At 70.5% G+C, this 21069-nt stretch carries 15 protein-coding genes; 5 read left to right on the top strand and 10 right to left on the bottom strand.

Annotated elements, in window-relative coordinates:
* Positions 1-35: 35 nt before the first annotated feature.
* Entirely contained in the window at positions 36-866 is an 831-nt protein-coding gene (locus KIK09_RS58525; protein ID WP_214325554.1) for a nuclease-related domain-containing protein, read from the bottom strand.
* Between the two features lie 138 nt (positions 867-1004).
* On the opposite strand from KIK09_RS58525, the gene KIK09_RS44340 reads away from it, so the two are divergent.
* Positions 1005-2411 carry an amidase gene (locus KIK09_RS44340; RefSeq protein ID WP_214325553.1) on the top strand — a complete coding sequence of 469 codons (1407 nt, stop codon included), beginning with the start codon at positions 1005-1007 and terminating at the stop codon, positions 2409-2411.
* A gap of 49 nt (positions 2412-2460) precedes the next feature.
* Positions 2461-3162, top strand: a complete 702-nt coding sequence (locus KIK09_RS44335; RefSeq protein ID WP_214325552.1) for an FHA domain-containing protein — start codon at positions 2461-2463, stop codon at positions 3160-3162.
* Here KIK09_RS44335 and KIK09_RS44330 read toward each other — a convergent pair.
* Complete coding sequence (locus tag KIK09_RS44330; protein WP_214325551.1) at positions 3159-4556, bottom strand: serine/threonine-protein kinase; 1398 nt, start codon at positions 4554-4556, stop codon at positions 3159-3161. The genes KIK09_RS44335 and KIK09_RS44330 overlap by 4 nt on opposite strands.
* Before the next feature lie 91 nt (positions 4557-4647).
* On the opposite strand from KIK09_RS44330, the gene KIK09_RS44325 reads away from it, so the two are divergent.
* Positions 4648-4938, top strand: coding sequence for a hypothetical protein (locus KIK09_RS44325; RefSeq protein WP_214325550.1), 291 nt, complete (start codon positions 4648-4650; stop codon positions 4936-4938).
* Between the two features lie 6 nt (positions 4939-4944).
* Entirely contained in the window at positions 4945-5307 is a 363-nt protein-coding gene (locus tag KIK09_RS44320; protein ID WP_214325549.1) for a TPM domain-containing protein, read from the top strand.
* Here the strand turns inward: KIK09_RS44320 and KIK09_RS44315 are convergent.
* Both KIK09_RS44315 and KIK09_RS44310 read right to left on the bottom strand, forming a co-directional pair.
* A complete protein-coding gene (locus tag KIK09_RS44315; protein ID WP_214325548.1) occupies positions 5304-6257 on the bottom strand; it encodes a helix-turn-helix transcriptional regulator in 954 nt (317 codons plus the stop codon). The two genes, KIK09_RS44320 and KIK09_RS44315, sit on opposite strands and share 4 nt — an antisense overlap.
* Before the next feature lie 321 nt (positions 6258-6578).
* Positions 6579-7526: a hypothetical protein gene (locus tag KIK09_RS44310; protein ID WP_214325547.1), complete on the bottom strand. Its 948-nt coding sequence runs from the start codon at positions 7524-7526 to the stop codon at positions 6579-6581.
* 69 nt (positions 7527-7595) lie between these two features.
* Between KIK09_RS44310 and KIK09_RS44305 the strand changes: the two genes are divergently transcribed.
* A complete protein-coding gene (locus KIK09_RS44305) occupies positions 7596-8180 on the top strand; it encodes a DNRLRE domain-containing protein (RefSeq protein WP_214325546.1) in 585 nt (194 codons plus the stop codon).
* A gap of 21 nt (positions 8181-8201) precedes the next feature.
* On the opposite strand, the gene KIK09_RS44300 is transcribed toward KIK09_RS44305, so the two are convergent.
* The 6 genes from KIK09_RS44300 to KIK09_RS44275 form a co-directional block, all read right to left on the bottom strand.
* Positions 8202-9836 carry a protein kinase domain-containing protein gene (locus tag KIK09_RS44300; protein WP_214325545.1) on the bottom strand — a complete coding sequence of 545 codons (1635 nt, stop codon included), beginning with the start codon at positions 9834-9836 and terminating at the stop codon, positions 8202-8204.
* A gap of 427 nt (positions 9837-10263) precedes the next feature.
* A complete protein-coding gene (locus KIK09_RS44295; protein ID WP_214325544.1) occupies positions 10264-13092 on the bottom strand; it encodes a TIM-barrel domain-containing protein in 2829 nt (942 codons plus the stop codon).
* Positions 13089-16352 carry a TIM-barrel domain-containing protein gene (locus tag KIK09_RS44290; RefSeq protein ID WP_214325543.1) on the bottom strand — a complete coding sequence of 1088 codons (3264 nt, stop codon included), beginning with the start codon at positions 16350-16352 and terminating at the stop codon, positions 13089-13091. Before KIK09_RS44290 ends, KIK09_RS44295 begins: the two co-directional genes overlap by 4 nt.
* A gap of 14 nt (positions 16353-16366) precedes the next feature.
* A complete protein-coding gene (locus tag KIK09_RS44285; protein ID WP_214325542.1) occupies positions 16367-18679 on the bottom strand; it encodes a glycoside hydrolase family 31 protein in 2313 nt (770 codons plus the stop codon).
* Positions 18676-19761: a glycoside hydrolase family 15 protein gene (locus tag KIK09_RS44280; protein WP_214325541.1), complete on the bottom strand. Its 1086-nt coding sequence runs from the start codon at positions 19759-19761 to the stop codon at positions 18676-18678. Before KIK09_RS44280 ends, KIK09_RS44285 begins: the two co-directional genes overlap by 4 nt.
* A 36-nt stretch (positions 19762-19797) precedes the next feature.
* The gene (locus KIK09_RS44275) at positions 19798-21057 is read right to left on the bottom strand and encodes an ABC transporter substrate-binding protein (RefSeq protein WP_214325540.1); all 1260 of its coding nucleotides are present in this window, start codon (positions 21055-21057) and stop codon (positions 19798-19800) included.
* Positions 21058-21069: the final 12 nt, after the last annotated feature.

The following is a 21069-nucleotide window of genomic DNA, read 5'->3' as shown; positions in this document are numbered from 1 at the left end:
GGCGGGCGGCCGGTGGTGCGGCTTGCCGTAAAGGACTATCCGTCTCCGTAACGAGCAGGAAGCACCTGGGCGGCGATGTCGTAGAGGCGGTCGATCTCGGCGTTGGTCAGCGCGCGCTCGCGCTTGGTGATCCACTTGCGGGCGCGGCCGCCCTCGTAGACGTCCACCCCGCGGATCGTCATGATCTTCCAGGGCACCGGCGGCCCGTAGATCGCCAGGGAGGGGACGACCGAGACCTCGCGGCCGTAGGCCTTGCTGATCAGCTCGCTGGCCTGCGAGGCTTCCCAGCTGGCCTCCGTGAGGCGGGGTTTCATGTCGAACGGCCCGTGGAAGAGCTTCTTGCCCATCTGCACGCGGACGGGCAGCCGCTTGTCCCACTTCTCCGAGTCGACCGCGTACACCCCGGTCGGCCCGACGACCAGGTGGTCGATCTGGGCTTCGCTGCCCGGGATCGCCCTGGCGTGCAGTGTGCGGTAGCCGCTGCGTTCGAGCTTGCGCAGTTGGGCCTCGGTGCGCCGCTCGGCCACCGAGGCGCGCCGCCACGCGGGCACGGTTGAGGCCTGGCGCGCACGGTAAACGGTGTCGAGGATCGCCGCGATGACCGCAGCCGTGGCGCCCACCCGCCAGTCGCGCACGAGGAAGCCCACGACCAGCCCGACGCCGAGGGCGATGAGCGCCCGGTTGCGCAGCCGGAGGAAGCGGGGTTGTTGCAGCAGGGTTCGCAGTGATGCGCGCTCGACGGGCGCGTATGTCGATGTGGGCGCTGCCGGCGTGCTGGTGGTCGCACGCCTGTCGCCTTCCGGCCTGTCGCTCACCCAGATCGGTGACGTTGTGTGACCGTCTTCGCGCTGAGGGTCGGAGTCCACGTAACTCACCGTAGCTTGATGGTCGGAACGATAACTAGTCTTGCCGTGTCCATACTTTTATGGCCCAGCTCATCGTGTTCTACGCCCGTTTTTCGGGTATCTATTACGTTCATCTCTAGAGATCCCTAGTGTGCAGACGTGCGAGAACTTCACGAGCTTTCCGCCCTCGAACAAGCCCGTGCCGTCCGCGAGCGGGAGATCTCCCCGGTCGAGCTCACCCGGCACTATCTCGACCGGATCGAGCGCATCGATCCGCAGGTCGGCGCGTACGTGACCGTGACCGCCGAGCTGGCTCTGGATCAGGCGCGTGACCTGGAGAAACAGCTGCCGGACGGACCCCTGGCCGGAGTGCCGATCCCGATCAAAGATCTTAACCTGGTGAAGGACGTTCCGATCATGTTCGGGTCCAACGCCTATCGGGGTTTCGTGTCGCCCGTTGACGACACGGTGGTCGAGCGGCTGCGCGAGGCGGGCACGGTCATGCTCGGGAAGACCGCCACCCCGGAGTTCGGACTGCCTTGCTACACGGAGACGTACCTGTCACCACCGACGCGCAGCCCCTGGGACCTGGCCCTGTCGGCGGGCGGGTCGAGCGGCGGGGCCGCGGCGGCGGTGGCGGCCGGGCTGGCCCCCGCGGCGCAGGGCAGCGACGGCGCCGGCTCGATCAGGATCCCGGCGGCGGTCTGCGGGCTGTTCGGCATCAAGCCCACGCGCGGCAGGATCAGCTTCGCCCCGATCATCCCCGACCTGGTGGGCATGTCCACCAACGGCCCGATCGCCCGCACCGTGGCCGACGCCGCCGCGCTGCTCGACGTGATGACGCACAACAACCCGGGCGACGTGTTCGTCGCGCCGCCGCACGAGGGCACGTTCCTGGAGTGCGTCACCCGCGATCCCGGCCGGCTGCGCATCGCCCGCTACGCCCAGCCCGTCGTGCCGGGCGCCGTGGTGGCGCCCGAGGTGCTGGCCGCCTACGAGGAGGCCGCCAAGACGCTGGCCGCGCTCGGCCACGAGGTCGAGGAGATCCCCCCGCCGTTCGGGCCCGAGGTGGTGCCGGAGTTCTCGACGCTGTGGTTCGCCTTCGCCTGCATGCATCCCGTCGCCGACCACCAGGTGGGGGAGCTGCGCCCGATCACCGCGCGGCTGCGCGAGCGCGGCTTCGCCACCAGCGCGCCCGCCTTCCTGCAGGCGCACGCCGCGCTGCAGCTGGCGGTCAGGGAGGCCCTGACGATCACGGACGGTTACGACGCGGTGCTCACCCCGACGGTCACGCAGCCGCCCCGGCCCATCGGCTGGTTCGAGGACGTCGATGACGTGGACGAGACCTTCGAGCGGATGAAGCACTTCGCCGCCTTCCCCGCGATCTACAACGTGAGCGGCCAGCCCGCCGTCAACCTGCCGCTGTACTGGACCGACGAGGGCCTGCCGATCGGTGTCATGCTGGGTGGGCGGATCGGCGGGGAGGGCACGCTGATCTCGCTCTCGGCGCAGGTCGAGGCGTACAGGGGGAGCTTCTGGGGAGCCCGGCGCCCGCCCGTGTGGTGATCCCCTGCAAGATTACAGATGGTCCGACAGGCGGCAAGGACGTACAACCATGCGCATGCGCACCGTGCTCATCCAGACCGACACGGCCGTGGCGGCCGAGCTCAAACCAGGAGAGTCCGCCACATTCGGCCGGGGTGCCGACGGGATCAGCGTCGACATCGTGGTCTCGGATCGGGCGGTCTCGCGGCTGGCCGGGCGCATCACCGCGATCGAGGACTACTGGCAGATCAGCAACCTCAGCGCCGACCGCACCTACGTGGTGGAGAACCCGGAGGGCGGCGGCGAGTTCGTCAAGGTCCCGCCGCTGCGCATGGGCATGCCCGTGCCCTTCGAGTTCTCCCGGGTCATCCTGCCCGCCGAGCACGGCACGACCGGCTTCCTCGTCTTCGCCCCCGAGCACGTGTACGGCAAGGCCGCCGCGACCGCGGGCTCGGGCGCGACCACGATGGGCGTCTTCCCGCTGGACAAGACGGCCAAGTACTTCCTGATCCTGGTGGCCCTGTGCGAGGCGCGCCTGCGTGACCCGTCGAGCACGTTCGTGCCCACGGTGCCGCAGCTCCTCGAGCGGCTCGGCGGCGCCGACCTGACCCGCAGCGGGGTGAACTTCCACATCGACTACCTGGCCCGCACCAAGCTGAAGGTCAAGCAGGCCGACGAGGCCGGCAAGGCCGACTGGCAGCGCGCGGCCCTGATCAACCTGGCCCTGCGCTTCGACCTGGTGACCGACGCCGATCTGCGCCTGCTGCCCTAGCTCTGGTACTGGTCGCGGTACTTCAGCACGCTGTCGACGTAACCCTTCCACTTGGGCGGCACCCCGCCCGCCCGCTTGACCGGCTGGACGCCGGTGACGTAGAGCGCGGCGAGCTTGGCCGCGGGATCGCCGGGCACGTCCTGGATCTGGGGGCCGAGGCCGCAGAAGAAGCGTCCCATCGCGGGCAGCGACATCTCCGGCGGGAACGGCGGCTCGGGGATCGGGCCGCGGTTGCCGTTCGGCTGCCAGAACCACAGGACCCGGGGAGTCCAGCGGGCGATGCCGTACTCGTCCTTGGCCTGGTCGCTCAGGTCCGGGTCGAAGTCGCTCGACACCTTGAGTATCCCGGCGATCAGCGCCGGGCTCAGCCCGGGCACGTCGCACCAGGTGCCGGCCTTCAGGATGAGCGTGCGGTACTTGGCCGGGATGCCCTGGTCCTCCCGCAGCCCGAGCAGCGCGGTGGCGCCCACCGAGGGCGTCCCGGCAGGTGTGGAGCCCGAGCGCCAGAAGAGCACGCCCACGACCAGGGCCGCGGCCACGACCGCGGCTCCGGCGCCGATCAGCAGGGGACGGCGATCCCTGGAGGGCGGCGGCGCGGAAGGCCGCTCGGGCGAAGGGTCCCGCAGGGCCGCGACGAAGTCGGACACGCCGGCCCAGCGCTGGTCGGGGTCCGGGTCGATGGCCTTCATGATGGCCGCGCTGACCCGCTCGGGCACCTCCTCGCGCAGGCGGTGCGGCGCCAGCCGTACCGCTCCTGAGCCGGGGACCTGGCCGGTGAGCAGGTGGTAGGCCATCGCGCCCAGGCCGTGCACGTCGGCCCGCTCGTCCGGCGCGCCGTCCATGCGCATCTGCTCGGGCGCCATGTAGCCGGGCGAGCCGGCGGCGATCGTGTGGCTGGTGGCGTCGGCCAGCGAGCGCGCCACCCCGAGGTCGGCCACCATCAGCCGCTCCCCGCCGCCGGGCAGCGAGCGGAACAGCACGTTCGACGGTTTGAGATCGCGGTGCACGATGCCCAGGCGGTGCAGCACCTCGACGCCCTCGGCGATCTCGCCGATGATCCTGAGCGCCTCGTCCACCGGCAGCGGCCCTTCCGCGAGCCGCCCCGCCAGCGTCCCCATATCCGCATATGTCATGACGAAGTACGGCCGGCCATCAGGGAGTTCGCCGATGTCGTGCACCTGGACGATCCGCGGCGAGTCCGCCTGGCGCAGGATCCTGGCCTCCTTGACGAACCGCTCGTGCACCGCCGGCTCGGCCGCCCAGTTGTCGGCCAGCACCTTGATGGCCACGAACGAGTCGAGCTGGTCGTCACGGCCGAGCCACACCGACGCGAACGCGCCCGAACCGAGGGCACGCTCGATCGGATACCTTCCGATCGAAGCTGGAGTCTCCACAGTTCACATGACCTCGAGTGGGGGATCTTGAGTCAGACTCTCTCACGGCGAGGTACTGGCTCGACAGGCGAACGAGGATTACGTTCATGGTGTGAACAGCCCGTGGATGATTATGGGAGTCCTGTTCGCCACGTCGCTCGGCGTCTTCGCGCTGGTCGCCCTGCTGGTCTTCGTGCCGAGCAGAGGTTCGGCGCGGCGGGCGGAGACCGAGCCGGTGTGGCTGGGCGGCCCGTCCAGGAGCGAGCGCGGTGTGAGCACCTCCGGTCTGGTCCTGGCCGACCGGGCGGCGCACTGGGCGCCGGCACCCGAGTCCGACTGGGTGGCCGCGTCCGAGGTGGCGGAACCGGGCAGGCGCGTGGGCGGCGCCTCGGCAGGGTGGTGAGGCGTCATGCGGGTACTGACCGCCGCGCAGGCGGACGACGTCCGCCAGGCGCTGATCACGGCTGAACGGCGCAGCGGCCTGCGCTTCGGCCTGTTCCTCGGGCATTCCGAGGACGGACGGCGGCACTTCGCCGAGCGGCTGCACGCCGCGCTCGGCGAGGAGGCCGACGACGCGGTGGTGCTGATGGTCGACGTGCGCGGGCGCGGCCTGGAGATCGTCACGGGGGAGCGGGCCAGGCGGCGGCTGCCCGACAGCGTGTGCCGGATGACCGCGATGTCGATGGCCACCGCCTTCAGCGTCGGCGACCTGGTGGGCGGCCTGCTGTTCGGCATCGCCGCCCTGGGTGAGCAGGCCACCGCGCGCCGCTAGAGCCAGCCCTTCCTGGCCGCCGCGACGCCCGCGGCGAAGCGGGTCTCGGCGCCGAGCGCCCGCATGGCGACCGCGATGTGCCGCCGCACGGTCCGCACGCTCACGCCGCTCTCGTGCGCGATCTGCTCGTCCGTCATGCCGGTGGCCAGTTGCCGCACCACCCGCCGCTGCGCGGCGGTCAGCGGGATGTCATCTCCTTCCAGCCTCACGGAATCCCTCCACATCAGGTCGAACCAGTCGGCGAGTAAGCGCAGCAGGTCCGTGGCGGTGACCAGCAGCGCGGGCACCCCGGTGGCGGCGACCGCGACCAGCGCGGTGGCGTCGTCCACGAGAATCATCTTGGTCGGCACGTCCTTGCGCATGCGGACGGTCTCGCCCGCCGCCGCGGAGTCGGCCATCAGGCGGCGCCCCCACGGCACACCGCTGTAGGCCACGTCGTACAGCCCCCGGTATTCGGCCCCCGCGGCCAGCGCCGCGGGCGGCGGCAGCAGCAGCCGGTGCTGGGTCGGCTCGGTCTCGAACGTGACCGTGAACGTCGCCCGCACCAGCCGGGTCCCGGCCGCGTACAGCTCCACGGCCTTGGCCGCCGCCTCCGGCATCGAGTCGATGACCTCCACCCCGTCGCCGCTCACCGGGTCGGCCCTGTCGCCTTGGAAGCCGAGCCCCGCCACCAGTCCCCGCCACCCCGCCGCCAGCCTGGCCTGGCGGTCCACCATCTCGGCATGTTCCTTGTCGACCAGCAGCCGCAGCGCGGCAGCCGTACCGACCGGCCTGAGCAGGGCGTCGCCCTCGCCTCCGCGGAAGGCGACGCCCGATCCCATCAGTTCGAGGGTCTCCGGCGCATCCCCGTCGACGTCCACACCCAGCCGCAGCGCCCCCCGTTCACGAAGCCGGTCGTAGAGCGCCTGTGCCGCCGGGCTCACCAGGCCCGCCAGGCTGTTTCCCGCCATCGAACCCTCCCTGGGTCGGATCAGCCCCAGCCCACGCCTGGGTCAGGCTTCAGCATGACCGCCTCCCGTCATCGTGTGGACTCTGACATGTCCAGTTCTAAGGGGAGGTGTCATGCTTCGTCAGCCTGGAGGGTTCCAGGGTGCGGGGCCGCGGCGCGCAGGGAGCCCCCCGCCCCTGCGCGAGATGGCGACGTCCGGCAGGCGAACCCCCGTGTGCCCACGCCGCCCATCGTTCCGCGGCCCCGAAGTCTCCATGCTTCGGACGGCGGCGGGTACGCGCCAGTGCCGATCAGGCCAATGGCAGGAAGATGACGTGCTCGGTCACCTTTCGAGCAGCCGCACCACGTGGTCGCTCACGCCCTGCAGCAGGGAGGCGGGCTCGATGGGCGCCGCGGCCACGGCCGAGAACAGCGCGGGCAGCCCCGGCAGCGGGAAGCCGTCGTCCTTCAGCGCCGCCGCCCCGATCGGGTTCTTGTCCAGCGCCGAGCGGCTGCGCTCCCAGGCGTCCAGCACCTCCTCGTGCGACGGCACGCCGAACCCGTGGCCCACCGGCGCGGCGTGGCGCAGCCGTACCAGCGGGGTCTCGGCGAAGGCCAGCGCGGTGCGGGCGCGCACGGCCAGGTCGGCGCGCGGCTCGGGGTCGATCCAGTCCATCGCCGTGCACGGGTTGCGGCAGGTGGCCACGCAGACGGCCACCGCGCCGGACACCTGGCTGTGCTGGCGGTCGAGGTAGGCGCGCCAGCCCTCCGGCGGTTCCTGGGCGACGCGCAGCGTCCGGTTCGTGGCCGACTGCTCGGACTTGGTGTGGTCGCACTCCCTGTCGCCGATCACGCCGAACCTGCTGCCCGTCGCGCTCAGCCCCTCCGGCCAGCGCGCAGGGTCGCCCGCGTGGCCCAGCTGCGTCTCGAAAGCCAGCAGCGGCAGGTACTCGCCGCCGATGTGCACGGCCGCGATCAACGGGCTCAGCTCCCGCCTGAACCACCGGACCGCGATGACCTCGAGCAGCAGGCCGTACACGGGACGCAGCGACTCCAGCGCCCCGCGCGGCTGCTCGCGCGGCGTCTGCGGCATGTGGCATGCCCGCGCCTGCCTGCGCAGATCGGCCGGTACGGCTCTCGCCTCCGCGGCGAAGTCCTCGGCGTCCAGCGAGAGCAGCCGCTGCCCGAACTCGCACACGCCCGCCACGTCCTCGTCGTGAGTCAGCGCGCCGAGGTCGGCGAAGGCGTAACGCCTGGCCAGCGCGATCAACAGGTCACGAGTCGTATCCACGTGATCACTCTCTCATGGGTCGGGAAAGTCCGACGACCGCAAGGGTGCGGCATGCGTACGCTCCGGCGCATGCTGACCATGCTGACCGCAATGTCGCTGCTGGCACCCGTGGATGGCCCCGTCGAACTCAAGCCCGTCTTCGATACTTTCGTCCAGCAACAGTACGAGGACGACCAGTCCAGGCAGCCCGAGTTGAAGCTGGGCTTCAACGGCACCTCGATCGCCAGGTCCTTCCTGACCTTCGACACCACCGCGCTGGAGGACCGCACGCTGACCACGGCCACGCTGCGGCTGTGGAACCAGCACTCCTGGTCGTGCCGACCGCGTTCCTGGGAGGTGTGGTCGGCGCCGTCCGCCACCCGGGCCACCCGCTGGCCGGGGCCGCCGCCCACCGAGCTGCGGGCTGCCTCCATCCAGACGACCGGCTTCGGCGACAGGTGTGCCGACGGCTGGGTCGAGGCCGACGTGACGGAGCTGGTGCGCGACTGGGCCAAGGACAACTACAGGACCGGCTCGATCATGCTGCGCGCCGCCGACGAGGCCGACCCCTTCGCCTGGAAGCGCTTCTCCTCCACCGACGACGACCCCGTCCACGCGCCCGCCCTGTCGGTCACCCTCCAGCCGGACACCGCGAGTAGCGCTGCGGCCAAGTGATGCCGGACCGGTGTGTGCAGCTCACGGGTGGCAGGGCGCCCTGACGCACTGGACGTCGTCCGGCGGGTCGGTCACCGGCGGCTCGCTGTTGGGCGGCTCCTCCGGCCCCGGGGTCGACGGCGCGGCCGTCGGCGTCGTGGGGTGGGTCGTCGGGGTGACCGTCGGCTTGGCCGTGGGCGTTGCCGACGCGGTCGGCGTCGCGCTGGCCGAGTGCGACCCTGACGGGCGCGCCTTGGGCGACTCCTTGGGCGGCGGCGCGGCCGGGTGCTTCCTGTTCTGCGGTACGGCCTGCGTCGGCGCCGTCGTGGCCGAGGTCTCCGGGGTGTAGACGCGCTGCTCCTGGTCGGCGGGAGCCGGGCGCATCCACAGGGACGAGGCGGTCACCGCCGCGGTCACGACCACGGCCGCCGCCATCGCCAGCGACGCCACCAGCGCCCGCTTCCCGGTGGACGACCGCGGACCCTCCCTGGTCTCCACGGTCCGCACGCCGTCCGCCCTCGGGCCTTCGCCTTCCGCGTTCCCGGTGGTCGTGGGCGTCCAGGCGCCGTCCTGGCCCTCGCCGGGCCCGCGCGTCCACGGGCCGACGCCGCCTCGGGCGCCCTGGCTGGGGCCGGTCGTCCAGCCCTCGACCTGGTCGGAGCCGCGACCCGTCCACGGGTCGTTCTGGCCGGTGCGCGGTCTGCGGCCCTTGTCCGGGCGCTCGTCGCCGCCCTGGCCTGCCGTACCCGCCGGAAGGACCGGGCCTGCCGTACCCGTCGGGAGGATCGGGCCTGCCGTACCCGTCGGAAGGACCGGGCCTGTCGGGCCCGAGGTGAGGACGGCGGGGTGCTGGGCGGGGTGGGTGGCGGCGTGGCGGGCGACCTCGGCGAGGCGGGCGGCCGAGGACCAGCGGCGCTCGGGGGTCTTCTCCATGGCACGCGTCACGACGTGGCACGGGCCCGCGGGGATCGCGTCGGGCAGTGGCGGGACCGGGGCGTGCAGGTGCTTGTAGATGATCTGCACCGGGGTGTCGCCCTCGAACGGCAGGTGGCCCGTGAGGCACTCGTAGGCCACCACACCCAGCGCGTAGACGTCGACGGCGGGCGTGACCTCGCTGGCGGTGGCCATCTCCGGCGCGCAGTACGCGGCCGAGCACAGCATCGCGCCGGTGGCCGTGAGCTGGGCCGACGCCGAGTGCGCGATGCCGAAGTCGACGAGCACCGGGCTGCCGTCCGCCTTGATCAGCAGGTTGCCCGGCTTGACGTCGCGGTGCACGATGCCGCGGGCGTGCGCCGCGGACAGCGCGTCGGCCACGGCGGCGACCAGCCGCATCGTCGCCTCCGGAGCCATCGGGCCCCAGCGCAGCACCTCGTGCAGCGACTCGCCCTCGACGTAGGCCATCACCAGGAACGTGACCCGGCGGCCCTCGACCTCGCACACGCCGTAGTCGTAGACGTCGACGACGCCCGGGTGGTTCAGGGTGGCCATGGCGCGGGCCTCGTTCTGGAAGCGCCGGGCGAACGTGGCGTTCTCGGTCAGCGACGCGTTCATCACCTTGACGGCGACGGTCCTGGTCAGCACCCTGTCCTCAGCACGCCAGACCTCGCCCATGCCGCCGCCGCCCAGACGGTCGGTGAGCGTGTAGCGGCCGTTGAGGGTGGTTCCGGCACCGAGCACGTCTCCGAGGCTAACATCGCCGGGCCCTCCGCACCGCCCGCTCGATCACCAGCCCCAACACGTCCCCACCCGCGCATTTTCCCGCCATTCGCCCCCATCTCCACCCCCGCGCCCCTCACCTCCTTCTCCGCCCTGCGCCCCCCGTCCCGCCGTACGCGCCCGCCCTGCGCCGCCGCACCCCTTGCGCCGGGCTCCGCCGTACGTGTCCTCGCCGTACCGGCGCTGGGGGGTGCTGGTGCGGCGGGGTGTGCGTGCTACGTGCCGTCGTGCGTGCTCGCCATGTGCCGCCGTACGCCTTGCGCCGGGCTCCGCCGTTCGCCTCCTCGCCGTACCGGCGCTGGGGCATCTCCTGCGCTTGCCGTACAGGGTGGTGTCGCAGGACGCGGGAGCCCTCCCGTTGCCCAGAGGGCAGGGGAGGGCGGGGGGGTTAGAAGGTGCCGGTGGTGGGGCCGGCGGGGCCGGTGGTGGGGGTGGTGAAGGTGGTGTTGGGGCCGGGTTGCCACTGGTCCGCCGTGTCGGGGTAGTTGGCTTCTTGGCGTTTTATGCACTTCCACTCGAGTGCGGTGCTGGGTGGGAGGTTGGTGATCGTGCCGGTCCAGGTGGGATACGAGGTGGGGGAGAGTTTGACGGCGCTGGCCACCGACCAGTTGCCGAGCTGCGGCATGCTGCCGACCGCGTACACCGACTGCCCGGAGACCGTGGTGCCGTTGTCGCAGCGGAACGTGACGGACACCGGCGCCTGCCCGAGTGTGAAGGCGAACGTCTTGGCGGACGTCACCGCCAGCGACGCGGACTTGGCCACGACCAGGTTGCCGCCCGCGTTGTACCAGCCGCTGGAGGCCGCGTCGAAGGCCGCCTTGGTGAGGTACTGCGTGAGCGCCGTCCCGTTGAGCGTGACCGCCGAGGCCTGCGTGTCGGCGACCAGCTCGACCACGTTCTGCCGGGAGGTGCCCGCGCCCGGGTAGGTGCCGCTGGAGGCCGCCACGGTCACGGTCGCGGTCGAGCCGCTGAGCTGCTGTGACAGCTGCGTGGTGCGGACCGAGCCGCTCTGGTAGCCGGTGCTGGCCCCGTCGTCCTCGTACAGCGTGAAAGCGGAGGCCGCCGGGTCGGCGTAGACGCGGGCGATCAGCTCGTCGCGGGTGCTCGCGTCGGTGCGCTTGCCCGTCACGTTCATGGTCTTGTCGTCCACGAACATCTTGGGGATGATCGCGCCGGTCCGGGCGAAGGCGGGAAGCCGGAAGACGCCGTTGACCCACAGCGGCCGGTCGTTGAACCACTGCCCGGTGCTGGTGAGCTTCTCTCCGGTGGCGTAGTCGTACCAGGTGCCCGCGGGCAGGTACATGTTGCGCGACCGCTCGTTCTTGCCCGCGACGACGCCGACCAGCAGATCGCGGCCCACGAGCTTCTCGTGGCCCATCTCCCGCACGTTGGGATCGTTCTGGTAGTAGTACACCAGCGGCGGCACGACAGGCTCGCCGTACCGGTAGGCCCGGTGTGCCAGCGAGTAGTAGTACGGGGCGAGCTCGTAGCGCTGCCGCAGGTTGGCCAGGTTGCTGGCGACGTTGCCGATCTTGTCGGGCGCGGTCTGCGCGCAGTTGCACAGGTTCTCGGTGTGCGGCCTGACCGGCACCTCGAACCAGGAGCCGTCGGCGAACCACTGCGTGTACAGCTCGTTCAGGTCCGAGTCGAGCATCTCGCGGCGGAATCCGCCGATGTCCGAGCCGTAGTAGTCGATGCCCGACATCGACATGTGCAGCTGGGCGTTCTGCTGCTGTGCCAGGGCGGTCAGCTTGGAGCCGATGTCGGCCGACCACATGGCCACGCCGTACCGCTGCATGCCGCCCGCGCCCGAGCGGGCCAGCATGAAGGGCCGCTTGGTGCCGGAGGCGTAGCCGCGGGCGATGCTCTCGGCCCACTTGAGGTTGTAGAGGTTGTGGTAGTCGGCGTGGGCGTGCTTGCCGGGCAGCACCCCGCTGGTCCAGTCGGTGGAGTCGTACATCTCCGGCTCGCCCAGGTCGAGCCAGTGGCCCAGGACGCCCTGGTCGATGAGCGGCTGGCGCTTGAGCGTGTGCCAGTAGTCGCCCGCGGCGTCCTGCGTCCAGTCGATCATGCCGCCGCGGCCCCACCAGTCGTTCGTGGTCAGGTAGGTGGGCGCGCAGGACGAGCAGCCGGCCCTGACCAGGTAGCCGCGCGAGGCCAGGTCGGCGTGCTCGGGGTTGTTCTTCCCGATGTAGGACTCCTCGATGGTCATCAGCCCGACGCCGTCGTTCGAGGCGAGCGAGGAGATCTTCGTCGTGGGGCTGGGGAAGTTCGCCGTGTCCCAGGCGAGCGTGCCCATCCGGGTGCTGTCGGATCCGGCGGTCACCCCGCCGAACCAGTTGAGGTCCAGCACGAACCCGTCCACGGGGAACTTGTCGGTGCGCAGCGCCGACAGCCGGTTGTCGATCTCGGCCCAGTTGTCGTAGCCGTACTCCGACATCCACAGCCCGAAGGCCTTCTTGGGCGGCACGGGCGGCCGTCCCGTCAGCTCCAGGTAGTCCTTGCGCAGGTCGGGCAGGTCGGGCCCGGTCATCGTGTACCAGCGGACCTGGTCGCCCCAGGTGTCGACGGTCCACGGGTCGCCGGTCAGGTTCCACTCCTGCTTGTAGACCTGGTCGAGGAAGAGCCCGTAGTTGAGGTTGGACGCGCCGACGGCGAACAGCACCGGGATCTGCGCGTTGCCGACGGGCCCGTTGTCGGTGTCGTAGGCCATGGCGTTGCCGTAGCTGCCGCCGGGCGTGCGGTCGCGGCCCACCCAGTCGCCGTCGGCGCTGCCGCCCATGAAGAACTGCTCGCCCAGCCCGTAGGCGTTCTGCATTGACCCCTTGGTGATCGTCAGGCCCTTCCACGCCTGGGTGAGGTTGCGCGGGCAGGCCTGGTAGAGCTGCCGCGTGGGGTCGGACACCGTGACGCAGAGGGTCGTGGGCGCGACGTCCACCTTCATGGAGGCGGTCGTCATGGTGTTGCCGTTCTGGGTGAAGCTGGTGGGTCCCGTGTAGTCCTTCTTGGCCACCTGCGGGGTGGTGAAGATCGGCGAGCCGGTGCCCGGGCTGGTCCCGTTCGCCAGCTCGAAGTGCACGAGGTCGTCGTCCAGGAACTCCACGATCAGGTAGGTCGAGCCGGAGGTGAACTGCACCCGCTGCACCGCAGCCTGCGCGGGCAGCGCGACGAACAGCGGTAACAGCAGGGTGCTCAGCAGGAGCAGCACTCGTCTCATGGCCGCGCCACCACCAGGTTGTCGAGGTTGATGCCGCTGGTGTCGTAGGCGATCTTGATGGTGTGCGGTCCGGCCGTCAGCGACGTGGTCAGGGCGGCCGTGCCCCAGGTGTCCCAGTTCGCCAGGGCGGGCAGCGACAGCGTGCCCACGCTGACCCCGTCCACGTAGACCGTCCGGGTGGCGGCCACCGTGGTCGAGTAGCGGAACTTCAGCTGGTGGCTCCCGGTCGCGTCCGCGTTGACCTGGAAGGTGACCGAGTCACCCGCCTCCGCGAACCCGTCGACGAACCCGGTGCCCGTGTAGCCCGGGTGGTTGGTGTTGGTGGAGGTCCCGCTGGCCGCGCCGAACTCGGCCTCGTAGGCCGCCTTGTCGACGCCGTTGAGCGTGACGGTCCTGCTCGAGGCGGAAGCGGCCAGCTTGACATGGGTCAGCTGCTGGGCGGGGTCCCACCACCAGCCCTCCGCGGCGGCCTTGAGGTCGGCGAGCGTGGCCCGCGCGGTCGCCCCGGTCACCGAGGTCGGCTTCGTGCTCGCCACCTGCAGCGTGCTGGTGGTCGTCAGCTGCGGGACGGTCACGGTCACCTGGTGTCCCGCCCAGTTCTCACTCGAGGAGACGGTACGGCCGGCATTCGCGGAATCCTCGAAATAGGAGTACGAGGAGGACCCCAACGGATAGATCCGGAAGACGAGGTTGGTGTAGGTGTCGACGCTGTTGCCGATCTCGCCGCCGAGCTCGTAGTCGGCGTTGAGGTTCAGCGGGATGATGGCCCCCGGCTTGGCGTAGACGGGGATCGTGTCCAGCGCCGTGTTGTAGGTCTTGGTGCCGGGCCCGGCGAATCGCCCGCCGTTCCACAGGTCGTACCACTCGCCCGCGGGCAGGTAGACGTTCCTGGTCGTGGCGCCCTGCGTGGTGACCGGCGCGACGAGCAGTTGCGAGCCGAACAGGTACTGCTGGTCCTGCGCCGCCGCCGTGGCGTCGCCGGGGAAGGCGAAGCTCATCGCCCGCACCATCGGCGCCCCGGTCGTCGAGGAGGCCTTGGCCTCGGTGTAGAGGTACGGGATCAGGTTCATCCGCACGTTCGCGAACTTCCTGAACGTCGGGATGACGCTGGTGTCGCCGGTCCTGGCCTGCACGTTCCACGGCGTCCTGGCCTCGGAGGTCGTGGGGTTCGACTTCTCCGAGTGGTACTGCATGATCGGCGAGAACGTGGCCTGCGCCGCCGCCCGCAGGTACAGCTCCGCGCTCGGGAAGGTGCCCGTGAAGCCCGCCAGGTCCCAGGCCGTGTACGGCACGCCCGACTGCCCGGCCGAGATCTCGGCGCGGACGGCCTCCTGGAAGGCGGAGAAGCTGGAGTTCTGGTCGCCGGCCCAGAAGATGCCGGTGGTCTGGGCGCCGGCCGTACCTGCTCTGCTGAAGATCGTGCCGCTCGGGTTCTTGCCCTTGATGTAGGAGTTGTAGGCCTTGGTGTAGCTGTTGGGGTAGGCGTTGTGCATCTCGTCGCCCTTGCGGCCGTCGGCGAACTGCACGCCCCTGCCGAAGACGGCCTCGCTGCCGTCGGTCTTGAAGCCGTCGATGCCGATGTCGTCGACGAGGTAGTCCCGCTTGCTCATCCACCAGTTGGTCGCGGCCGTGCTGGTGAAGTCGGGGACCATGGAGTCGCCGAACCACTGCCCGGTCGGGATCCGGTAGGGGCCGTTGGTCGGGTTCTTGGCGACGTACCCCTGCGCCTCGGCGTAGGCCTTGTCGTTGAGGTGCTGCTGCGGGGCCGTGGGCGGGTTGGTGTCGAAGTTCTCCTTGAAGACCGGGATCTGCCAGAGGATCATCTTGATCCCCTTGCTGTGGGCGTTGGTCACCATGGCCTTCGGGTCCTGCCATTCCCCGCCCGCAGGGAACGTCAGGTTGGCGTAGGAGAGTTTGCCGCTGCCCGGCGTGGGCGTGTACGTGGCGCCGTGCCAGACGTAGAACGTGGCCTCGTCGCTCCACTGCTCGAGCACCATCGCCGTGTGCGGGATCTTGTAGGTGGTGACGTTGTTCAGCTCGTTGGTGACCTCGGTCTGCGTGTTCCACTCGTTGGCGGACATCCACACGCCGAAGGCCCACTTCGGCGGAAGCTGCGGGCGGCCGGTCACGGAGGTGTAGTCGTCCACGATCTTGGCCGGGGTTCCGGCGAAGAAGTGGTAGTCCAGGGTCGAGCTGAGCGCGCCGCCGGTGTCCACGGTGAACCCGGCCAGGTCGCTGAGGTGGGTGCTCAGGTTGAAGATGGCGTAGCGGGTGCTAGGGATGTAGACGCCGTAGCCCGCCGAGTTCAGGAAGAACGGCACGCTCAGGTACGTCCTGCGCGTGGTGCCCTGGTCCCTGTACTGGTTGTAGACGTAGTTGTGCACGTCGGTGCCGCGCTGGTCGAGGCGGTCGTACCGCTCGCCGAAGCCCTCGAAGCGCTCTCCGGCGGGCGACATGAAGTGGTCCTCGATCTTCGTGATCGTGGTGGCGCCGTCGCTGGCCCAGCCGATGTTCCTGAACACCGCCGGGTCGTACTGCCGGGTGATCAGCGTGGTCCCGTCGCCCTTGTAGACCGACAGCCGGTAGGGCGACTTCTGGATCTTCAGCACGAGCGAGCCGGTGGAGATCGTCAGCGTGCCCGCGGAGTCCGTCATGCTGTAGCCGGAAACTCCGGAAATGTTCAGGCCTTGCCCGCTGGGCGCGATCTGCGTGCGGAACCGGTCGAGCGCGGGGAAGGCGAAGCGGATCTTCGGCGTGAACGATCCCGCGCTGTCGCCTGTGGTGACGTCCACGGACGTCCCGTTGTTGGTGTAGCCGGTGACGTTGGTGACCGTGCTCCACGACGTCACCGTGAACGAGAACGGGCCGGTGTTCTTCTGCCCGCCCCCGTTCACGTCCGCGTTGACCGTGTAGGAGATCTGGTCGCCGCGGGAGAAGCTGCCCAGGTTGAGCTTCCAGTAGGAGTTGTTGCCGCTGTTGTGGTCCCAGGCCGCGCCGATCGGGGTCTGGTTGACCCCGTTCTTGGTCCAGGTGACCCAGACGGTCTGGCCCGACTCGATCGGCCAGGTCGTGGCGTTGATCCAGACCTGGTCCCCGGCCATCGGGTCGCGCGGGGCGCGCTCGGTCGGCTCGGTCGAGTAGAGGTCGTCGATGCCGGTGGGGTTGTGGTGGACGCCGTCCAGCGCGTACGCGGGGACGGACACGAGCGATGCCAGCAGGGCCATCACCACGACGATGAGGCCCGACCGTAACCGGGTCACGTAAAAGCTCCCTCTCAGAGGTCGAACACGGGGGAGAGGCTCGGCCAGTGCTCCGCCGCGCACAGCACCGGCGGGTGGTCGATCGGGGTGGGCAGGACGACCTCGCGGGCGCCGTGCAGGACCTCGCCGGTCCACACGTCGACCCAGTCGCCTTCAGGCAGATACACCGACATTTCTGAAATATCGGGAGACGTCACGGGCGCCACCAGCAGCGCGTCGCCCAGCTTGTACTGCAGCGGGAACTCCCACCCGCGCGCGTCACCAGGGTGGTCGAAGAACAGCCCCCGCATCAGCGGCGCGCCCCCGCCGACCGCGCCGCGCGCCTGCTCCACGAGGTACGGCACGAGCCGCTCGCGCAGCTTGGCCAGCCGCCTGAACACCGGGATCACCCGGTCGTCCCCGGTCCGCTCGGCGATGTTCCACGGCGTCCGGTCGTTGAGCGGCTTCCTGTGGTGGTTGAACTCCGCGTGGTACTGCATGATCGGCATGAACGCCGCCGCGCCCGCCGCCCGCAGGTAGAGCTCGGCCGTCGGGATCTCGCCGGAGAACCCGGCCAGGTCCCAGCCCCAGTACACGATCCCGCAGGCCGAGGCGGTGATCCCGGCCCTGACCGAGGAGCGGAACGCCTCCCAGGTGGAGTCCTCGTCACCCGCCCAGAACGCGCCGTGGGGCTGCGATCCGGTGAAACCGGCGCGGCTGAACGTCACGGGCGGCTTGCCGTACCTGCGCAGGAGGTCGCCGAAGGCGCGGGCGTAGTGCACGGGGAACAGGCCGTTGCCGTCGTCGCCGCGGCGGCCGTCGCCGTAGCGCAGGTCGTGGCCCCAGGCGTGCTCGCCGCCGTCGGTCTTGAAGCCGTCGATGCCGACCTCCTCGACCAGGTAGGCGCGCTTGGCCGTCCACCAGTCGCGCACCTCCTGGACCGACAGGTCCGGCATCAGCGCCAGCGGGAACCACCAGCCGCGGTTGTGGTACGGCCTGCCGTCGGCCTCCCTGACGCCCTTGTCCAGGATCTGCCGGGCGTCGACGGCCGCCTGGTGCCTGGGGTGCGGGCGCATCTTCTGCAGCGGGATCTGCCACAGCAGGACCTTGATGTCCCGCTCGTGCAGTTCGTCCACCATGCCCTTGGGGTCGGGCCACGGGCCGTCCTCAGGGAAGGTGTAGTCCTGGTAGGAATGCGGCTCCTCGGAGGGTTCGTACCGCGCGCCGCGGAAGGCCGTGAACGTCGTCTCGTCGCTCCACGCCTCGATCACCAGCGCGCCCACCGGGATGTCGAGCTCGCGGTGCCTGTCCATCTCGGCCAGCACCCTGGCCTGCGTGTTCCACTCGTTGCCGCTGGCCCACAGCCTGAACACCCAGCCGGGCAGCTCGGCCGGGCGTCCCACGTCGTCCAGGAACCTGTCGAGGACGGCCGCGGGGGTGGGCTCGTCGTAGACCTTGACGGCCAGCTCCGCTTCGGGACCCAGCTCGGCCTCGATCGCGATCGTGTCGCCGAGGTCGTACCAGGTGCGCCGGGTGGTCTCCACGTGGAACCCCCACGGCCGCCGACCGCCCACGACCAGGGCGAACGGCATCGGCAGGTACGTCCTGCCGTGCGCGCCCTGCGCCTTGTACTGCTCGAACACCACCGCGTCCAGCGACCTGCCGCGCTGGTCGACCGCGTCGTAGCGCTCGCCGAAGCCGACCACGTGCTCGTCCGGCTCGAGCGCGATCTCGAAGCGCACCCGCAGCACCCGGTCGCCGTCGCTCAGCCAGCGCACGCTGCCCGGGACGATCCGCTCACCGTGCAGCTTTCCCCCGCTGTCGCCCCAGCTCGCGGCCGTCACCTCGAACCACCTCGTGGTACGGCGAGCTCCGTCGGCGTCCGTCTCGGTGAACCGGTACCGGTACCGCTTCCCCGCGCTCAGCGGTGGTGTCGTGACCCGCCACGCTCCGGCCTGGGCCCGTGCCGCCCTGGCCTGCGCCCCCGCGAGATGCCCGCCGTCGACGGTGTTTTCCACGCTCCGCGAGCCCGCTGCAGCCTCTTCCTCGCCGACCACGTTGCGCCGAGCTCCGCCGTCCCCCTCCTCGCCGACCCGGCGCAGGCTGAGCACCACAGCGGGGAGCGTCGCTTCGCTCGCCCGCGCTTCGCTCGCTGCCGCGTTGTTTGCCGGCGCGTTGTTCGCTTCCGTGTCGCCTGTTTCCAGCCACTCGCACGTCACTGCGGTGACCTTGGGGGAGGCCCTGACCCGTAGTTCGAGGGTTTCCCCGTCGAGGGGTTGGGCGGGGACGCGCTGGTCCTCGGTCTCGGCGTAGGGGTGGCCGGAACCGAAGGGGCGGTGGCGGATCATGCGGTGGCTCCGAGCTCGTCGGCGAGGATCAGGTACATGCCGTGCGACCACAGCAGCGGTTCGGCCACCGGGCCCCAGCGGTCCAGCCACTCCTGGCGGCGTTCGGGGAAGAGCAGGCGGTCGGACACCTGCTCCGGCAGGTCGCCCGAGGGATCCGCCTGGGCCGCCATCCAGTCCAGGTACCGCCGGGCCTCCTCACGACGCCCTGCCCTGGCGTGGTTCCAGCCGAGGAACCCGGCCAGCAACACCCACCGGCCCCCGCCGTAGAACGTGTCGGCGAGATAGCGGTAGACGCCGCCCTCGACGGCCAGCTGCTTCTCGACCTCGGCCACGGTCGCCGCGCCCACCGGGTGGCCGACCGGGTAGAGCCCGAACGGCGTCACGCAGGCCAGCAGGCTCCCGTCCACGGCCGTGGTGCCCAGCCATTTCGTGAGATATCCGGACTCGGATACTCCTTCCGTGGAGACCAGCGCCTCGATCCCCTCCGCGGCCTCCGACGCGGCAGCCGACTCCGCGGGAGAGAGCACTCCGAGCGCCACCGCCGCCCGCAGCCCGGCGTGGATCGACCCGAGCGTGGCCACGTGCCGCTGCTCGACGTGCTCCTCCCACCAGTCGTAGCACGGCAGGTCCCAGAAGGCGGTCAGGTAGCGGGCCGCCGTCCTGACCCCCTTCTCGGTGCCCGCGACGGCCGCGCCGTACCGCTGGGAGTGCTCGCGCAGCGCCCACAGCCAGGTGCCGTAGCCGTCGAGCTGGAAGTCCCACCAGTCGTCGTCCCCGTCCACGCCGTCGAGCGTGAAGCGCGTGGGGAGCATCTCGTTCGGTGAAATCCGCTCACCACGCTCGGAGCGCGCGACCAGCGAGTCCACCTGCCCAGCGCGGTCGCTGATCACGCGGGCGCACCACGCGTGGAAGGCTTCCGCGCCGGACCGGTCACCGTGCCTGCTCACCCCTTCGGCGATGAACGCCCCATCCCGCAGCCACGAGTAGCCCTGGTAGGCGGAGAAGGTGGGCGAGGCCGGATAGGCCCCGGTGGACGACTGGAACCTCTTGATGACGTCGAGGCTGTGCGACACGAGGGTCACGGGTGCTGCTCTCCTGGAAAATAGAGGGGAGTACGGCTAGCCGAGCAGGGCGTCGACGGCCGTGGCGGCGGACTTGAGCGCGTCCGGGACCGACTTGCGGCCGGCCGCGGCCTCGCCCAGTTCCTTGGTGACCGCGTCCTGCATCTCCTGCTGCCGCTTGATCACCGGCGGCAGCGCGATCGACTTCAGCGAGTCGAAGACGGCCTGCCGGTTGGCGGGCTTGGGGTCCTTCAGGTAGCCGGACAGGACCGACTGGTCGGACACGGGCGGCAGCTCCCACGACGACTCGATCCGCGTGCTCGCCGCCGTGCCGGAGGAGGACAGGTAGCGGGCCCAGGCCCAGGCCTCCTTGCCGTGCTTGGTGGTCGACGAGGCGGCCACCGCGTTGTGGAAGACCGCGCTGGCCTTGGCCGCGTCACCGGGCTCGACGACCACGTCCCAGCCGAACGGCACGTCCTTCAGCCCGGCGAACTGCCAGATCCCGTTGTGCCACATCGCGAGCTTGCCCGACTTGAAGAGGTTGGTGTCGTAGTCGGCGGTGCCGCCGATCTCCGCCTCGGTGGGCATGGTCTTGCCGACCTTGGAGGCCAGCCAGGTGGCCGCCTTCACCCCGGCGGGGCTGTCGAAGGCCGACTTCTTGCCGTCGGGCGCGAGGAACTCGCCGCCCGCCTGCTTGAGCGTCTTGTAGAACTCGAAGAACTGGACCGGCTGGAAGTCGCCGTAGATCCCCTTCTTCTTGTCGGTCAGCTTGGCCGCGGCGGCCTGCTCCTCGGCCCACGTCCAGTCGGCGGTGGGCTCGGCGACCCCGGCCTTCTTGAACAGGTCCTTGTTGTAGAAGAGCACGACCGTGGAGAAGGAGGCGGGCAGCGCGTACTGCTTGCCGTCGTGCTTGAAGGCGTTCAGCGACTCCTGCGCGTAGACCGAGGAGTCGCCGTCGCCGGCCACGGTGTTCAGGTCGAGCAGCGACCCGGCGGAGGCGTAGGTGACGAAGTTCTCGTAGTTCAGCTCGAACGTGTCGGGCGCCGTGCCGCCGGCGATGCTGGTCTGGAGCTTGGTGAAGTACTGGTCGAAGGGCGCGGTCTCCACCTGGATGTGGATCTTCGGGTTCTCCTTCTCGAAGCCCGCGATGATCTTGTCGAGGTCCTTCACGTGGTCGGGTGCGGCCGAGAACGTGAAGTAGCGCAGCGTCACCTTGCCGTCGGAGCCGGTCGCACCCTTGGTGGCCGAGCCCTGCGAGCACGCGGTGGCCAGCAGGGCCACGGCCGCGAAACCGGCAGCGATCTTGGTTCTGTGCATGGGGGGATTCCT

Source organism: Nonomuraea sediminis, from assembly GCF_018531495.1.
GTDB lineage: Bacteria > Actinomycetota > Actinomycetes > Streptosporangiales > Streptosporangiaceae > Nonomuraea > Nonomuraea sediminis.
Note: the sequence above shows the minus strand (reverse complement) of the source record. Positions and strands in the feature narration are given on the sequence as shown.

Excerpts from the sequence above, each read along its gene's own strand:
- KIK09_RS44335 (WP_214325552.1), top strand. The coding sequence starts at position 2,461 with ATGCGCATGCGCACCGTGCTCATCCAGACCGACACGGCCGTGGCGGCC.
- KIK09_RS44320 (WP_214325549.1), top strand. The coding sequence starts at position 4,945 with ATGCGGGTACTGACCGCCGCGCAGGCGGACGACGTCCGCCAGGCGCTG.
- KIK09_RS44315 (WP_214325548.1), bottom strand. The coding sequence starts at position 6,257 with ATGGCGGGAAACAGCCTGGCGGGCCTGGTGAGCCCGGCGGCACAGGCG.
- KIK09_RS44305 (WP_214325546.1), top strand. The coding sequence starts at position 7,596 with ATGCTGACCATGCTGACCGCAATGTCGCTGCTGGCACCCGTGGATGGC.
- KIK09_RS44295 (WP_214325544.1), bottom strand. The coding sequence starts at position 13,092 with ATGAGACGAGTGCTGCTCCTGCTGAGCACCCTGCTGTTACCGCTGTTC.
- KIK09_RS44285 (WP_214325542.1), bottom strand. The coding sequence starts at position 18,679 with ATGATCCGCCACCGCCCCTTCGGTTCCGGCCACCCCTACGCCGAGACC.
- KIK09_RS44275 (WP_214325540.1), bottom strand. The coding sequence starts at position 21,057 with ATGCACAGAACCAAGATCGCTGCCGGTTTCGCGGCCGTGGCCCTGCTG.